General features: G+C 33.4%; 11 protein-coding genes. 4 read left to right on the forward strand and 7 right to left on the reverse strand.

Features of this window, described 5'->3' with window-relative positions; genetic code table 11:
• Positions 1-22 precede the first annotated feature (22 nt).
• Positions 23-1,336 carry an L-fucose:H+ symporter permease gene (gene fucP, locus PW52_RS01990; RefSeq protein ID WP_044631221.1) on the forward strand — a complete coding sequence of 438 codons (1,314 nt, stop codon included), beginning with the start codon at positions 23-25 and terminating at the stop codon, positions 1,334-1,336.
• A gap of 104 nt (positions 1,337-1,440) precedes the next feature.
• Here the strand turns inward: fucP and PW52_RS01995 are convergent, their stop codons facing one another.
• From PW52_RS01995 to PW52_RS16995, 4 genes are all read right to left on the reverse strand, one after another.
• Positions 1,441-3,234 carry a RagB/SusD family nutrient uptake outer membrane protein gene (locus tag PW52_RS01995; RefSeq protein ID WP_044631222.1) on the reverse strand — a complete coding sequence of 598 codons (1,794 nt, stop codon included), beginning with the start codon at positions 3,232-3,234 and terminating at the stop codon, positions 1,441-1,443.
• 37 nt (positions 3,235-3,271) lie between these two features.
• Positions 3,272-3,766 (reverse strand): hypothetical protein, encoded by a 495-nt coding sequence (locus PW52_RS16985; protein ID WP_052823324.1) that lies wholly within the window; start codon positions 3,764-3,766, stop codon positions 3,272-3,274.
• Complete coding sequence (locus PW52_RS16990; RefSeq protein ID WP_052823325.1) at positions 3,738-5,279, reverse strand: SusC/RagA family TonB-linked outer membrane protein; 1,542 nt, start codon at positions 5,277-5,279, stop codon at positions 3,738-3,740. The genes PW52_RS16985 and PW52_RS16990 overlap by 29 nt, the downstream gene beginning before the upstream one ends.
• Positions 5,280-5,365: 86 nt before the next feature.
• Positions 5,366-6,490 carry a TonB-dependent receptor plug domain-containing protein gene (locus PW52_RS16995; RefSeq protein ID WP_052823326.1) on the reverse strand — a complete coding sequence of 375 codons (1,125 nt, stop codon included), beginning with the start codon at positions 6,488-6,490 and terminating at the stop codon, positions 5,366-5,368.
• A gap of 335 nt (positions 6,491-6,825) precedes the next feature.
• Between PW52_RS16995 and PW52_RS02005 the strand changes: the two genes are divergently transcribed.
• Complete coding sequence (locus tag PW52_RS02005; protein ID WP_205618112.1) at positions 6,826-8,127, forward strand: glycoside hydrolase family 88 protein; 1,302 nt, start codon at positions 6,826-6,828, stop codon at positions 8,125-8,127.
• A 77-nt stretch (positions 8,128-8,204) separates the two neighbouring features.
• Here the strand turns inward: PW52_RS02005 and PW52_RS02010 are convergent, their stop codons facing one another.
• Genes PW52_RS02010 through kduI form a run of 3 tightly spaced genes read right to left on the reverse strand, consistent with a single transcriptional unit; the run spans position 8,205 to position 11,042 of the window.
• A complete protein-coding gene (locus tag PW52_RS02010) occupies positions 8,205-9,380 on the reverse strand; it encodes a DUF4861 family protein (RefSeq protein ID WP_044631223.1) in 1,176 nt (391 codons plus the stop codon).
• 18 nt (positions 9,381-9,398) lie between these two features.
• Entirely contained in the window at positions 9,399-10,193 is a 795-nt protein-coding gene (locus PW52_RS02015; RefSeq protein ID WP_044631224.1) for a gluconate 5-dehydrogenase, read from the reverse strand.
• Between the two features lie 6 nt (positions 10,194-10,199).
• Positions 10,200-11,042 (reverse strand): 5-dehydro-4-deoxy-D-glucuronate isomerase, encoded by an 843-nt coding sequence (gene kduI / locus PW52_RS02020; protein ID WP_044631225.1) that lies wholly within the window; start codon positions 11,040-11,042, stop codon positions 10,200-10,202.
• A gap of 138 nt (positions 11,043-11,180) precedes the next feature.
• Here kduI and PW52_RS02025 point away from each other — a divergent pair, with 138 nt between their 5' ends.
• Positions 11,181-12,200 carry a LacI family DNA-binding transcriptional regulator gene (locus PW52_RS02025; RefSeq protein ID WP_044631226.1) on the forward strand — a complete coding sequence of 340 codons (1,020 nt, stop codon included), beginning with the start codon at positions 11,181-11,183 and terminating at the stop codon, positions 12,198-12,200.
• 184 nt (positions 12,201-12,384) lie between these two features.
• Positions 12,385-16,560, forward strand: coding sequence for a hybrid sensor histidine kinase/response regulator transcription factor (locus PW52_RS02030; protein WP_044631227.1), 4,176 nt, complete (start codon positions 12,385-12,387; stop codon positions 16,558-16,560).
• Positions 16,561-16,697 lie beyond the last annotated feature (137 nt).

Raw genomic sequence — 16,697 nt, forward strand, 5'->3', positions numbered from 1 at the left:
TCCAATTAAAATATTAAACTAAATGACCAACCAAACTAAAACACCAATAGTTAGTAAAGAATTATTGTTTCCATTTATTGTAATTACTTCGTTATTTGCGCTTTGGGGAATTGCTAACGATTTAACCAACCCAATGGTTTCTGCATTTAAAAAAGTAATGCCAGAATTGTCTAATATTCAGGCATCATTGGTGCAGTTTGCTTTTTACTTCGGATATTTTTTTATGGCCTTACCGGCAGCTTTATTCATTAGGAAATTTAGTTACAAATCAGGAATTTTATTAGGTTTAACCTTGTACGCAATTGGCGCCTTTTTATTTTATCCGGCAGCCAAATATGAAGAATATAATTATTTTTTAGTGTCGCTTTGGGTTATTACTTGTGGTTTAGCTTTTTTAGAAACCACGGCTAACCCTTTAATTTTAGCTTTAGGCAACAAAAAAACAGCAACGCAGCGGTTAAATTTAGCTCAGGCATTTAATCCAGTTGGTTCTTTAACAGGGATGATAATTGCGCAGGTTTTTGTGTTAGGAGCACTTCAATCGGATGATTATACTACCGATGCTTACAATGCTTTGTCTTCGCAAGAATTGGCAGCTATTAGGGAAAACGATTTAGGTGTAATTAGTGTGCCTTATTTAAGTTTAGGTGTTTTGGTGTTAATAATAATGGCTATAATATTTTTTACAAAAATCCCAAAAACACCAGAGGCCGATAAAATGAGTTTGAAGGCTTCATTTTCAAAATTATTTGCCAATAAAAATTATTTAATGGGGGTTTTGGCTCAAGCTGCATGTGTTGGCTCTCAAATTATGTGTTGGACGTACATTTTTCAGTATGTCGATAATTTAAATGCAGAAATGGGATGGAATATTACCGCGACAAATTATAACATTGCTGCGATGATTTTGTTTTTGTCTGGTCGATGGATTGGCACAGGATTAATGAAAAAGGTTAATCCGCCAAAAGTTTTGGCTTTGTTTGGTACTTGTGGAGCTCTAGCCAGTATAGGTGCTATTGCTTTGCCAGGAATGGCAGGATTAATTTCGTTGGTCGCTATTTCAATATTTATGTCTATAATGTTTCCAACAATTTATGGTATTGCTTTAAAAGATATGGGCGATGAAGCCAAAATAGGTTCTGCTGGTTTAGTTATGGCTATTGTTGGTGGTGCTTTAATGCCGATAGCTCAAGCTGCCATTTTAGATTTAGGTGGGGACGGATTTAACGATTTAAATATAATGGGTTACATTCCAGAAGTTAATGCTTCGTTTATTTTACCAGCGCTATGTTTAGCGTTTGTTGGCTATTATGGGTATACTAGTAGAAAATTTTGATAAATATTTTAATACGTTGTAAAAATTTATGTACATTTGGGATATAAAATAAAAAAACGGCTACAATTTTATTTGTAGCCGTTTTTCTTCAAGAATTTTAAAGGTTAATACCCCGGATTTTGTAATAAAGCATCGTTTAAACCAGTTTGAGAGGTTGGTAAAGGAAATAAGTAATTTTCTCTTGTGAAATTTCTTATTGATGCAGGCTGTACAACAATACATCTTTTTAATCCTTTTCCAGTCATAGCACTTTCTTCTGGGTATCCGTATTTAGATGGGTCGTACAGAGCTGTATCGGTTTCCCAAACAGAATCTTCAATTACGGCGCCATAAATAGCTTGTCCTAGCTCTTGTTCGGCAATTCCCCAACGTTTTAAATCGTTGAATCTAGTAGCGCCTTCAGCATAAAGTTCTATGGTTCGTTCTCTTCTAATTTCTGTAAGTAAGTCTAAATTGTTAGCCGTAATAAAAGCATTGGTTAAAGGTGGTAAACCTGCTTTTTCTTTTATTAAGTTAATAGATTCGTTTAACTCGGCGTCAGATAAGCTTCCGTTTAATTCGTATAAAGCTTCTGCGTACATTAAATAAACTTCTGCTAATCGAATAAATGGAATATCATAACTTTCGGTTTCTGTAGCCCTGTAAGCTTCGGTTGTTCCCCATTTCCAGCTCATAAATTTAGCATTAAAGTATCCAAAGTTATTTGTTCCACTTAATCTTAAATCGCTATTACCCGCTATTGTAGGGATCGTTCCCAAATCTCTATGGTCTGTAAAATAAGCTCTCATTCTTAAGTCTCTATTTTGAAACTCATCTTCTGGGTTGGCGTACCCTTGAAAGCGTGATGATTTATCGATTGGTAAGCCGTCGTCGCATAAAAATAAATCGATCATTTTTCTGCTTGGTTTTACACGGCCATTGTAAACATGGCTTACTAAAGTCCCGGCTTGTCTAAAGGTAAAATCGTATTTTCCGTAGAAAATAAATTCTTTATTGCTTGATTTGTCTAAGCCTGCAGGGTTTGATCCTCCATCTTCTAAATTAAATAAAAAGTTAGAGCTTAAATTATCTAAGCTATCGTTGTAATTCCATAGCTCGAAGGTGTTAGAATCCATGATTTGCTTAGTTAAGCTAACCACTTCTTGTAAGTAAGGCGTTATTTTAGAATCGTCGAAGCCGGCACTACCAGCACCTACTGTAATACCATCGCCATCGGTTGATGTGCCAACATATTTCATCCAAGTAGCTTCATGTAATAATACATCGGCTTTAAAAGCCATAGCGGCTTCTTTGCTAATTTTTCCCTTATCGTTGCCTCCTATATTTGCTTCGTTAGGTAAATCTGCAATGGCATCATCTAAATCTAATAATATTTGATCTACAACTTCGTATCTGCTATTTCGAGCAGCGTAAAGTTCTTCAGAATCTACATCTAACGAACGTGTTACAAGTGTTACGCCTCCAAAACGTTGTACTAATAAAAAGTATTGATAAGCACGGTGAAATTTTGTAGCCGCTACATATTCTGAAATGTCACCGTCACCGTTATATGACTCAGATCTTTCAATTAATAAATTCATGTCTCTAATGGCAGCATATGGATTAGAGTAGTATGAATCGTTTTCAACAGCTTGGGTATTTCCTCGGCTGTATTCTTGCATGTCACTAGATTCGTCGTATCCAACTAAATCCGATCCGTGGTCTGAATAAATACCTTGATCGCTCCAGCCTAATAAATTTGTGTAAAATCTGTTAGAACCAGTTAAAAAGTGTTCGGCTTCTGTGTAATAAACATCGTCGGTTATTGAAGCTGGCGGTGTTAGGTCTATAAATTCATCTTCGCAAGCAGTGAAAAATACTGCTATAAATGGTAATATGAGATATACTATTTTTTTCATTTGTATATTTTTTTAAATTATTTTATATCAGTAACAATTATAATGACACTTTTAAGCCTAAAGCCCAAGTACGCATAAACGGATAGGCGCTATTGTTAGAACTTTCTTGAAATTCTGGATCATATCCATCTTTTACGCTTGTAAATTCGAATAAATCATTTCCTGAAAAATAAATACGACAGGTGTTGATTGCTGTGTTTCCTATTTTAAGATCTTTTATGTTGTATCCTACAATTAGTGACTTTAACCTTATGTATCTGTTATTTTGTAAAATATGATCTTTAAATTGGTAGTTCCATCTAGATAAACCACGTTGTGTAGTTAACCTTGGGAATTCTGCATTTCTGTTATCCTCGGTCCAAGTACGGCCTAACCAGGCATTCGATTGGTTTTGCCATTCGGCTTGAAAGGGTTGTGCAAAATAACCGGTTCTATAAATTTGATGATCTAGAGTTCCTTGAAAGAAGGCGCTTAAATCCCAGTTTTTGTATTTTAAATCTAGATTAATACCATAAACATAATGGGGGGGCATTGTCGCCGTGGTAAACTAGATCGTCAGTATCTAAGTCACCATCTCCATTTACGTCTACAACTTTAATGTCGCCAGGTCTTAAAGCGTCGTTCGATGTTTGTGAAGGTAAAATACCTCCAGCATTATGAGATGCGTAATATTGATCTACTTCGGCTTGTGAGTCAAAATATCCATCGGTTTTATATAAATAGAAAGAGTTAATTGGCTTTCCTAATATGTTTTCACTACTGTCAGCATCATTTAATCCAGCTACAATAGATTGAGCACCGTCGTATCTTGTAATTTCGTTACGAGTATCACTCATATTCGCACTAATTGTGAAGTCAAAATCATTAATTTGTCCTCTCCAGCCAAGCATTACTTCCCAACCATCGGTTTGTAACGTACCAATGTTTGTAAACGGCGTTGTAGTACCTAAAACTTGTGTTGTAATACCTCGTACAAGCATGCCTTTGTTGTTTTTTCTAAATAAATCAACCGAACCAAAAACGGAGCTGTTAAATAATCTAAAGTCTAAGCCAATTTCGCTAGTTGCAATACGTTCCCAAGTCGTTGTATCGCTAAATAGGCTACTAGCTCTAGATGTTGCTTGTTGTGTAGCGCTTGTTTGACCAAAAACTGTGGTTCCAAATTGCACGGTAGAAAGGTACCCAAAGTTACCAATTCCGGCAGTACTACCAAGTTCACCATAACCACCACGAAGTTTTAAGAATGATATAATTTTGCTGTCTGATAAGAAATCTTCAGAACTAAGTACCCAACCACCAGAAATACTGCCGTAGTTAGACCATTTTTGTCCTTCAGCGAATCTAGAAGAACCATCGCGTCTTCCTTGTAATTCTAATAAATATTTATTTTTATAGTCGTAGTTTATTCTACCAATATATCCAAAGAATCCCCAAGTATCTCCACCTCCAGAAGTTGTGATTTGCTGGTCGGTTGCACCTAAATGAATATCGTAAACGCCATAGTCAACAAAACCATTTCTTCTTATAAAATATTCGTTGCTTTCATTTTTTTCTGCTTCAACAGCAACTAATCCAGAAATATTATGGTCTCCAAAAGAGTTATTATAGTTTAAAGTGGCTTTGTAATTTTTATAAGTTACGTTGCCATCTGAATTATCTGGGCCTGTACCTTCTGAAATAGAAGAGGTGTTATTAATATTGTTAGAAAAACCACCATCCCAACTATAAAGTGGTACCGATACTAAATATTGTTGCCATTCGGAATGTTGCTTATTAAATGCATACGATCCTGAAAGGTCTAAGTGGTCGGTTAATTTGTAAGTTGCTTGTGCAAATACTTTTAATTGCTCGGTAGTTTTATTTTCACGACCAGCATCTTTTACCTGAGCTATTGCGTTTCTATCTCCAGTAATGTTTACACCACCAAAGTTTGCATAATATTGTCCATCTGGGTTATAAGTTGGAAATAAAGGTGCGTCCCAAGTGGCAGCTTCTCTTGCTAAACCAGCAGCAGGACCAGAAAATTTATTACTAAAATACGACACATTTGTAGTTAAACGTAAACGGTCGCTAATATCTGTTGCGTAATTAATAGAAAAGTTATAACGATCTGCACTGTCTTCTGCAACTTTTAAACCACCAACATTTTGGTCGTAGCCAGCAGAAATACGGAACTACTTTTTTCGGTTCCACCAGAAACACTTAAGTTGTGTTGGCTAGAGTAAGAGTTTCCAAACATTTCATCGAAACGGTTACCTTCGCCTAACCAAATTCTACCATTAATAGGCAGGTCGTAATAGCCTTCTTCTCCATTTGCTATACGTTGTACAGTTTCGCGGTCGCTCCAGAAAAAATAACGAGGTGGTTTGCCCGAAGCAATATCTTCATCTACTGCAGCTAAATATAACTGTCCATATTCCGTCATAGTAGGAGAAGGAGGTCTAATACCAATAGTTCCCATTCTTAAAATCGTACTAGCTTCAACCTTTATATTTCCTTTTCCTTTTTTTGTGGTAACTAAAATAACACCACCAGCGGCTCTAGAACCATAAACCGATGCCGATCCACCTTTTAAAACACTAATACTTTCAATATCGTTAGGGTTCATGTCGTTAAACGACTGCGAGTTAATTGCTGGAACACCATCAATTACAACAAGTGGAGCAATACCATTAATAGATGAAGCACCGCGAATTAAGAAGTTAATGTTCTCGTCACCTGGTCTAGATGATGTACGCGTAACTACTAACCCTGGTGTTCTTCCTTGTAATGCAAGAGCAGGACTACCAACAGCTAAGTCTTCAAAAGCTTCAGCTTTAACTTGTTCTACAGATCCGGTTAAGGTTTCTTTTTTCTGAGTACCATAACCTACAACTACTACTTCATCTAAAGCCGCAATGTCTGCATTCAAGCTTATATTAATGGTTGATTGGTTGCCCACAACAACCTCCTTTGTTTCATATCCAATATAAGAAAACACTAAAACAGCTTGGTTTGAATTTACGGTAATACTATAATTACCGTCAAAATCTGTAACAACACCATTTGAGGTGCCTTTAACCAAAACATTAACACCAGGAATGCCGAGTGAATCGTCTGCACTAACTACGGTTCCTGTAATTGTTTTGTTTTGTGTGCTTGTAGGGTCTGGGTTTGCATAGGCTTTATTTGAAAGCGCGCAAACAATGAGGCTTAAAATACCAAAAAGCACGATTGGATTTTTGCAAAAAGCCCAAATTTGAATTTTTTTAGTCATAGAATTATTTGTTTTATTAGTTTCTTTTAATCTTACTTTTTAAGTTAGAAGTTAGGTCATGTTTTATTTATAACAATATTAGCTAGATTTTATGAGGTTAATTTTCAATTATAGCCTAACTAGTATAAATTATGATGCATTTACGTGTAAATTGGTGTACTAATTTGTTTTTGTATTTATAAAAATTACGGTTCCGAATTGTGATTATAATAATTTACACTACTAGTATTTAGGAATTATTCAAAATGATGAATTTTTTAAGAAAATTGAGTAGATGTGGTAAAGTTGTATTAAAAACACACGGATTACGATAAATGAACCATAATTTATAGCTTATGGATAATAATTTAACACTAATAATAAGGCTTATTTATAACATTGTATTATCGAAAACCGAAGTAAATATGAATATAATTAAGTCATCCTTAGTATTAGCATTTTTAATGATGCTGTCTTGTAATTCTACAAAAAAAGAAGCTGTAACCACAACGGAAGAAACTACCTTTAAACTTGAAGATGTTTTGCAAAAAAATGTTGCAAAGCTAGAAGAGGTTTCAAAAGGATTGGCTCATGCAGATAGTTTACCAAGAAACATTAAAGGAGAAAATACGAATTGGGGATTTGTTAGTTATACAGATTGGTGTAGTGGATTTTGGCCTGGTACATTATGGTATGCTTACGAAGCATCGAATAACGAAGAAATAAAAAAGCAAGCAGAACGATTTACAGATCCATTAAAACCAATTGCATTTACTCCAGCCGATAACCATGATATTGGATTTATGATGTACTGTAGTTATGGTAATGGTTATAGGTTAACGAAAAATGAGGCTTATAAAGATATTTTATTGGCAGCTGCCGATACTTTGGCGACTTTATATAATCCAAAGGTTGGTACTATTTTATCTTGGCCTAGCCAAAAGCATAAATTTAAATACAATACAATTATTGATAATATGATGAATTTAGAGCTTTTATTTTGGGCTGCTAAAAATGGTGAAAACAAAGGGCTTTATGATATTGCAAAAAGTCATGCCGAAAAAACCATGAATCATATTGTTAGAAAAGATAGCGCGGTTTATCATGTGGGATCTTTTGATGAAGAAACAGGTAAGTTTTTAAGAGGTTATACACACCAAGGTTATGCACACGAGTCGATGTGGGCTAGAGGTCAAGGTTGGGGTATTTATGGGTTTTCTGTAGCTTTTAGAGAAACTGGAGAACAAGCCTTTTTAGATACTGCTGAAAAATTGGCTAATCATTATATGAATCGTTTACCAGAAGATAAAATTCCTTATTGGGATTTCGATGATCCAAATATCCCTAAGTCACCAAAAGATGCTTCTGCAGCAGCTGTAGCAGCTTGTGGTATGTTTGAATTATCACAATTAATACAAGATGAAAACAAAAAGGAAAAATATTTTAATGCGGCTAAAGGTTATGTTGAAGAATTGTCGTCTTCAAACTATTTAAGTGGAGATAAAAATCAGGCTTTACTATTACATTCAACCGGACATTACCCTAAAAATTCCGAAATAGACGTGCCAATTATTTATGCCGACTATTATTATATGGAAGCCTTGTTAAGATTAAAAAAAATAAACGCTAATAACTTAAGCGAATTAGCATTAAAATAAGTATTTGAGTTAGTTAGTTAAAAAGCACTTATAAAACAGGATTGTTTTTAAGTGCTTTTTTTTGTTAAACTCTTTTTTTAATTTTTTAAACTTACTTCTAGAGGTGTATTTATTTGTTGTGAAAATTTATCTAAGTAATCTTCCCAATCCTTACTATTTGTAAATTGTCCTGATTCTTTCCAGCCAAACCCAGCATAGTAAACAACTTTATTATTGTGTACTTTTAGGTGGGCATAAGCATTACTTAAGTCTTTTGCTTCTGTATCATAAGTTTCGAAATCTATAAAAGTATGTTCTGGTGCTACAATAGCTAATCCAATTTCAGAATCACCATGAGGTTCCCAATAGCTTAGCCATCCACGTTCTGTATTACCTGTTACTTCACCATCTTTTTCATGTAATGTAAGGCCTGCTGAGATTAAATCTGTTCCTTCAATAAATGTGGTGAATTTAGATAAGTTATTCCCTAAATCTAAACTAATTATTTTAGACTCTTTGATACTTTTATTTCCAGCTTGCCAAGTTTCATATTCTAAATAAAAACTGGTTCTAATAGGTCCTGTGGTTATTGTTTTCCACTTCGTATAGTTTTTTGAAATATGATATATAGTATCCTCTTTTACAGCAATACCACCTACACCTCTGCTGCTTCCTACATGGAAATTATCCAAACCTTCTGGAGATGGTTCGTGATATGCACCAGGTCTTTCAGAATTTTTTTTGTACCAATTGTTAATTATTGGGTATTCTACTTTTTTTAACCAAGCATCAACACCGCTAGATAATGTGCCTCCTGGTACCCCATCTTCTACCATTTTTTGAGCAACCGGTCCGTAAACACGAAATGCTACTTTGTTGTTTTCCCAAGTATAATCGTCGGTACGTTCCGGAACAAATCTAGAATAACAAAGGACTTCTGCCTTAGGTTTTTCGGCTTCAGTTATAGTTACAATTTGGTATGTAGTTTCACTATTAGCTCCAATTTTAGGTTGAAATAAAATTTCGTCCATGTTACCATCGCCATCGGTATCTACAGTTTGTGTTACTTGTAACGTTCCAGTTTCGGCATTTTTAATTCCAACCGTGTTTAGGTCTTCTACGTTTAAAAGCGATTTTGTTAGTTCTACAGTTTCGTGCGATCGCTCAAAATCTAAATTATTTTTAACGATAATTGATTTGATATTTTCTTTTTGATTACAAGAAGAAAAAATAGTGGCGCAAAATGCGCCAGCTATAATTAAGTGTTTATTCATAATATGTTTAGTTTTTGTTTAGTCTTCGTTTGAAGGTTTTCCAATAGTAGCTAAAATTCCGCCATCAACATAAATTACTTGTCCGTTTACAAAATCGCTAGCTTTAGAACTTAAAAAGATAGCAGCACCTTGTAAATCGTCTGGGTCACCCCAACGCGCTGCAGGCGTTCGATTAACAATAAATTCGTTAAATGGGTGGCCATCTACACGAATTGGTGCCGTTTGGCTTGTAGCAAAATAGCCTGGACCAATACCGTTAGTTTGTATATTATGTTTAGCCCATTCTGTAGCCATGTTTTGGGTAAGCATTTTAAGACCACCTTTTGCAGCAGCATAAGCCCCAACAGTATTTCTGCCTAATTCACTCATCATAGAGCAAATATTAATAATTTTACCTTCTTTACGCTTTATCATGCCTTTTACAACATGTTTAGACATTATAAAAGGGCTTACTAAGTCTACTTTTATTACGGCTTCAAAATCTTCAACTTCCATATCTTCAAGCGGTGTTCTTTTAATAATTCCCGCATTGTTTACTAAAATATCGATGTTTCCAACTTCTTTTTCAATGGCGGCAATATTTTTAATAACCAATTCTTCATTAGTAACATCAAATAAATAGCCATATGTTTTAATACCTAAAGATTTGTAATAATCAACCGCTTTGTCTAGTTTTTCTTGAGAAGATGCGCCGTTAATAACTAATGTTGCACCGGCATTTCCTAAGCCTGTAGCCATAGCTTGACCTAAGCCATGTGTGCCACCAGTTACAAGGGCAACTTTTCCTGTTAAATCGAATAAGTTTACAGACATATTTGTTTATTTTAATTCGTTAACCTTACAGTGATCCATATCTCCATAGTCTAGGTTCTCTCCAGCCATTCCCCAAATAAAAGTGTAGTTACTTGTTCCTGAGCCAGAGTGAATTGACCATGCTGGAGAAATTACAGCTTGATTGTTTTGCATCCAAATGTGTCTTGTCTCTTGTGGTTGTCCCATAAAGTGGCATACAGCTTGGTCTTCTGGAACGTCGAAATAAAAGTAAACTTCCATTCTGCGATCATGTACGTGTGCCGGCATAGTATTCCAAACACTTCCAGATTTTAGTTCGGTCATTCCCATTTGTAATTGACAAACATCTACAACGCTGTTTACAATGTATTTACGTAATGTTCTAGCATTACAAGTTTCAGGTGCACCAAGTTCCACAACTTCAACATCGCTAATGCCTATTTTTTTAATTGGATAAGCTTTGTGAGCCGGTGTAGAGTTAATGTAAAACATAGCAGGTTCACTACTAGATTTACTTGAAAAAACAATGTTTTTATTGCCTTGGCCAACATAAAGTGCTTCACGATTGTCTAAATCGTAGGCTTCGCCATCGACAGTAATGGTGCCAGCACCTCCAATATTTATAACACCTAGCTCGCGTCTTTCTAAAAAGAATTCAGCTTTTAAAGGATCAATAGCTTCAAGCGTTAATTCTTCTTTTACAGGAACAGCACTTCCAGAAATAAAGCGGTCAAAATGAGAATATACTAAGTTTAATTCATCTGCACGCATTAAGTTATCTATTAAAAACTCGTCTCTTAAACGGGTGGTGTCATACGATTTTACGTCTTGTGGTGAAGCAGCATATCTTACTTCATAATTGTTTTTCATTTTTATTTAGTTTTAATGATTTATATAGAATTATTTTAATAAAAAATTAATTATGTAAATATAAGAAAATTTATCAAAATACAATCGATTGTATTTTTACTATATTTGTTGTTCGCTAAACGAAATTATAATTGAATTTTGAGTAATAAACCAACCATACACGATATAGCAAAAGCTTTAAATATAGACAGTTCTACGGTGTCTAGAGCTCTCAATAATAGCCCGAGGGTTACCTTAAAAACTAAAACTAAAATATTAGAAAAAGCTCAAGAATTAGGATATAAACGTAACGTTTTGGCTTCAAATTTACGTAAAAATGTAACGAATACTTTAGGTGTAATTGTTCCACGAATATCGCGATATTTTTTTTCTTCGGCAATTCAAGGTATAGAAGAGACGGCATATTTAGCAGGGTATAATGTGATTATTTGTCAGTCGTTAGAACAACTTGAACGAGAACAAAGTATAGTTAATGGTTTGGTAGAAAAGCGTGTAGACGGGATGTTAATTTCAATTTCAATGGAAACTCTAAATTATCAGCATTTAGACATTGTAAAGAATAATGGTATTCCATTAGTTTTTTTTGATAGACATTGTAATGTTGAAGGAAATAGTAATGTATTAATTGATGATTTTAAAGGCGGATTTGATGCAACAGAGCATTTAATTTTTCAGGGTAATAAAGATATTGTTCATTTTTCTGGACCAAATGAGTTAGAAATTTATAAAAACAGGTTAGCTGGTTATAAAGCGGCATTAAAAAAGCATAACTTGCCATTTAAAAAAGATAATATAATTGTTACACGATTGATGGAAGAAGATGGTTTTAAAAGCATGCAAAGTATTTTGAATAAGAATGATAAGGTAGATGCTGTGTTTTCTGCAAATGATATGGCTGCTATTGGAGCCATAAAATGTATAAAGGAATGTCAATTAAAGATTCCAGAAGATATTGCTATCGTTGGATTTAGTAACGAACCAATATCTACGGTTATTGAGCCAGCGCTATCAACTATCGACCAATCAGGTATGCAAATAGGAAAAACAGCAGCGAAGTTAATTTTAAGTTATATTGAAAACAAACAAATTCCTGAAACAGGTGAAACCATAGTGCTTAAAGCTAATTTAATTGAAAGAAACTCTTCAAAACGTAATTAAATCTTTTTTGTGAGTTTAATCTCTCTTATTTTGTAGAATATTAAACCAAATTTCATGGTTTTTTATTCAAAATTGTTAAACCTTTAAAAAGTAATATTTTTTTTATTAATTTAATATTTTAAATCTTGTTAAGGCAATTTATTTTGTTTGATAAGAATACTACTAAACTAAACTACTTCAATAAATGCGTATTAATATATTCATAATATTTTTATTATGGGCTAATTTAAGTGTTGCCCAATTTAATAACCTAAGATTTGAAAATTTAGACACCTACGATGGTTTGTCTAGTAGTACCTGTGTCGAAATTTATCAAGATTTAGATGGCTTTATGTGGTTTGGAACTATTGACGGACTTAATAAATATAACGGTTACGAATTCGAGGTATTTAGAAATATTGTAGACGATAACACCTCTATAAGCAATAACAGAATAAATACTATTGAAGAAGATAACCAAGGTAATTTATGGGTAGGTACCAACAATGGATTAAACTTGTTTAATAAGCAAACCAATAAATTTACTAGAATAGGTTTATACGATAACCTTTCCTTAGCAAGTAGTAAAAAAAAGATAATTAACGATTTACTTTATGATGGCATTAATAATACCCTATGGATAGCGACTGATATTGGGGTAATAAAAATGGAGTTGAGTGATTATATAATAAATAGCGAAGACTCTAAATTTTCTTATTATATACATAACCAGTTGGATAGTAATTCTATAGATAATAATAATGTCAACGTCATCTTACAAGATAGCGAAGGTGAAATCTGGGTAAGTACTAATGGTAATCATTTAAATAAATATAATAAAAAGAACAATAATTTTGATAGAGTTTACATTAATAGTGAGGTACCTTATGAACTTAATCACATTCGAAAAAAGGTGTTTATTGATTCCGACGGAGACTTCTGGATAGGTAACGATATTTCTCGATTAATTTTATGGAACCGAAAAGAAAACACTTTTAAATATGTTTCTTTAAGTGATAAAAGTATTCCTATTTACGATATATATCAGGATAAAAAGGGTATGTTTTGGATTTCTACCGATGTTTATGGTTTATTCCTGTTCGAGAAAAAAAATGGTGAAGTAAAATTTAAGCAAAACATTTTAAATAATTATGCAGATCCGTTTTCATTACCAAATAATAAACCAACTAAAATTATTGAAGATAATAATGGTATGTTCTGGATTGGTAGTTACGATGTTGGTGTAAGTATGCTCGATTTATCTAGTTCTTTTGGTTACTATTACTATACACCAAATAACAAGCAAGGTTTAAGTGAAAAAACGGTGCAATCTGTTTTGCAAGACTCTAAAGGTCGAATCTGGATTAGCGCATATAATGGAGGCTTAGATTTGTTTAATGAAAATTCGCAAACTTTCGCTCATTATTCTAGTCAAGAAAATAAATTAAGCTCCAACAAAATTATGTACACCTTCGAGAGTAAGGATGGGTTAATTTGGTTGTGTACATTAGATAAAGGATTAAATAAGTTTAACCCAGAAACAGGTGATTTTGAGGTTTTTATACATGATGATAATAACCCTAATTCTATTGGGCAAAGTTCTGTTTGGACAGGGGTAGAAGACTACAGGAATAGAATTTGGCTAGGTTTAAGAGACGAAGGAATTAGTTTGTATAACCCAAAAACAGGGTTGTTTAAAAATTATAAAAACGAGTTTGGTAACAACAATAACCTGCTTAGTAATAATGTGATTTGTACGTTTGTAGACTCCAAAAATAGATTGTTTGTAGGTACCTCTTTAGGGTTAAATGTAGTAAATCTTGAAACTTTAGATTTTATTCCTGATGATATCGTTTTTAATCAAGTTGATAAAAAAGGAATTGAAGGTGTTGGTATAACCTATATTACTGAAGATCATGTTGGTAATATTTGGATTGGCGCAGATAGTGGCGTGCATAAGTTAGATGAACAATTAAATTTAATTAAATCCTATTCTTCAATAAATGGTTTACCTAATAATTTAGTTGTAGGAATTCAAGAAGACAATAATAAAAATATTTGGATAGCAACTAAAGGCGGACTGTCTTTACTAAATCCAGAAACAAATGAGTTTAAAAATTTTAACACTCACGATGGTTTGCAGGGGCCAGAGTTTCAAAGTAAAGCTATTACTAAAACTCATGATGGTCGTATAATTGTAGGCGGGATTAATGGATTTAATATATTTCATCCTAATGAAATTTTATATCCTGCTTCGGTAAGCTTAAAGCCACAATTAACAAACTTTAAATTAAATAATAAAACGGTTATAGCAGGCGATTCTATTAATGGGCGAATTTTATTAAATAAAGGAATTTCTGAAGTTAACGATGTTGCCTTAAAGTATGATGAAAACTATATTTCATTTGAGTTCTTGGCGTTGCATTTAGAAAACCCAGAAAGGGTTAGATATGCTTATCGCATGAAAGGTTTAGATGATGAATTTATTAATATAGGAACTAATCGTTTAGTGAACTTATCTAATTTAGAAAATGGAGATTATACTTTTGAAGTAAAAGCTTCTATTAATAACGATTGGGAAAGCGCCCAAACGGCTTCAGTAAATATAAAAATATTACCGCCTATTTGGCGCACCTGGTGGGCCTATGCTATTTATTTTATTCTAGGAGCTTTAATATTTTGGCTCATTATGCATTATTACACATTAAAAGTGCAAGAAGGACAGCTTCGAGAGTTAGACCAAATGAAGCTTCAGTTTTTTGTTAATGTATCTCATGAATTTAGAACACCTCTAACTCTTATATTAAACCCGGTTGATAAAATATTGTCTAATTTTAATAATGATCCAGAAGTTATTAAAAATTCAGCCTTATCTATACAGCGTAGTGCTCGTAGATTACTGCATTTAGTAAACCAATTACTCGATTATAGAAAAATGGATGCTGGTATGTCGCCAGTTCAACTCGAAAAAGGAGATATGCTCGTGTTTGTCCAAGATATTTTTTCTTTATTTAAAGGTTTGGCCTTTAAAAAAGAAATAGAGTATAAGTTTAAAAGCTCTTCCGATAAAATAATAGCTATTTTCGATTTTGATAAAGTTGAAAAAATTGTAACGAATTTAATATCTAATGCTTTAAAATTTACAACTAGCGGAGGGCGCATAACTGTATCAATTAATCAGGTAAAAAGTAATGCTAATAAGCCTAAATCGCTGTTTTTCTCTAATAAAAAATTAAGTGATTATGTAGAAATTATTGTGAAAGATACGGGTGTTGGACTTGATAAAGAGCAGTTGAAAAATATATTCTCACGTTTTCATAATGCCGACCCAACAAAAACAGGAACCGGAATTGGACTTAATTTTACAAAAGCTTTAGTTGAAGCGCAAGGCGGTGAAATTCAAGTAGAAAGTAAGTATAAGAGTGGGGCAAAGTTTATTGTAAGGCTACCATTAAATTTAGACGCTAAATCAGAAACCGTTGAGAATGTTAAAGACGAATTCTTAATCAATTCAATTAAAACAGTAGAGTATGATATGCTAATTACTGACGAGGTTAACGTTGCTGTAAAAGATGAAGAAATCACAAAAAACAACTCCAATAATTCCAAAATGCCTGTCGTGCTTATTGTGGAAGATAATAAAGAATTACGAACTCATTTAAGTAACGATTTAGGGCAGTTTTACCATGTAAAACAGGCCGCCAATGGTGTGGAAGGGCTAAAAAAGGTTAAAAAAGTACTTCCAGACCTTGTAATAAGCGATGTTATGATGCCAAAAATGAATGGGTTTGAGTTGTGTGAAAAAATAAAATCTGAATTTGAAACGTCTCATATTCCAGTGCTACTTTTAACGGCAAAGACCTTAGAAGAAGATAGAATTCATGGGTATCAGCACGGTGCCGATGGTTATTTATCTAAACCCTTTGTTACTAGCGTGCTTATGGCTCGTGTAAAAAACTTGTTAGAAACAAAAAACCGATTGCGTAAACGTTATTCTGAAATTGGCGGGGTATTTCCATCTAGCGAGGTAACTACAAATAATTTAGACGAAGTTTTCCTAGATAAAGTCACTAAAGTTATTTTAGATAATGTTAGCGATTTAGATTTTAAACAAGAACAACTTTTAAAGGAAATAGGGATAGGTCGTTCTCAATTTTATAGAAAAATTAATTCTCTTACTGGGAGTAACCCAAGTAACTTTATTCGAACTATACGTTTGCGATATGCATCAGAATTGTTGCTAAAGGACCTGTATTCTATAAAGGAAGTTACACATATGTCTGGGTTTAATTCTACGGCTTATTTTAGTAAAACCTTCAAGGAACTTTTCGATCTTACACCAAGCCAATTTATAGATGAAAACGCAGTAACCAAAGCTTAACTTGATATTATTATTTTTAATATTTTTTTTAGTTAAGTGTCGGTTTTACAACCAATCTTAGTTTTTTTTTTCTGTTAACCCTTTTAAAATTGACTAAAAGAGCAATAAGTTATAAATATTGAACTATAATTTATGTG

The organism is Neotamlana sedimentorum (genome assembly GCF_000943565.1).
In the GTDB taxonomy this organism is placed as follows: Bacteria; Bacteroidota; Bacteroidia; order Flavobacteriales; family Flavobacteriaceae; genus Neotamlana; species Neotamlana sedimentorum.

Bases quoted from the DNA above. Each gene is read 5' to 3' on its own strand.
- fucP (WP_044631221.1), top strand. From the start codon at position 23: ATGACCAACCAAACTAAAACACCAATAGTTAGTAAAGAATTATTGTTT.
- PW52_RS01995 (WP_044631222.1), bottom strand. From the start codon at position 3,234: ATGAAAAAAATAGTATATCTCATATTACCATTTATAGCAGTATTTTTC.
- PW52_RS16985 (WP_052823324.1), bottom strand. From the start codon at position 3,766: ATGCCCCCCCATTATGTTTATGGTATTAATCTAGATTTAAAATACAAA.
- PW52_RS16995 (WP_052823326.1), bottom strand. From the start codon at position 6,490: ATGACTAAAAAAATTCAAATTTGGGCTTTTTGCAAAAATCCAATCGTG.
- PW52_RS02005 (WP_205618112.1), top strand. From the start codon at position 6,826: ATGGATAATAATTTAACACTAATAATAAGGCTTATTTATAACATTGTA.
- PW52_RS02010 (WP_044631223.1), bottom strand. From the start codon at position 9,380: ATGAATAAACACTTAATTATAGCTGGCGCATTTTGCGCCACTATTTTT.
- PW52_RS02015 (WP_044631224.1), bottom strand. From the start codon at position 10,193: ATGTCTGTAAACTTATTCGATTTAACAGGAAAAGTTGCCCTTGTAACT.
- kduI (WP_044631225.1), bottom strand. From the start codon at position 11,042: ATGAAAAACAATTATGAAGTAAGATATGCTGCTTCACCACAAGACGTA.
- PW52_RS02030 (WP_044631227.1), top strand. From the start codon at position 12,385: ATGCGTATTAATATATTCATAATATTTTTATTATGGGCTAATTTAAGT.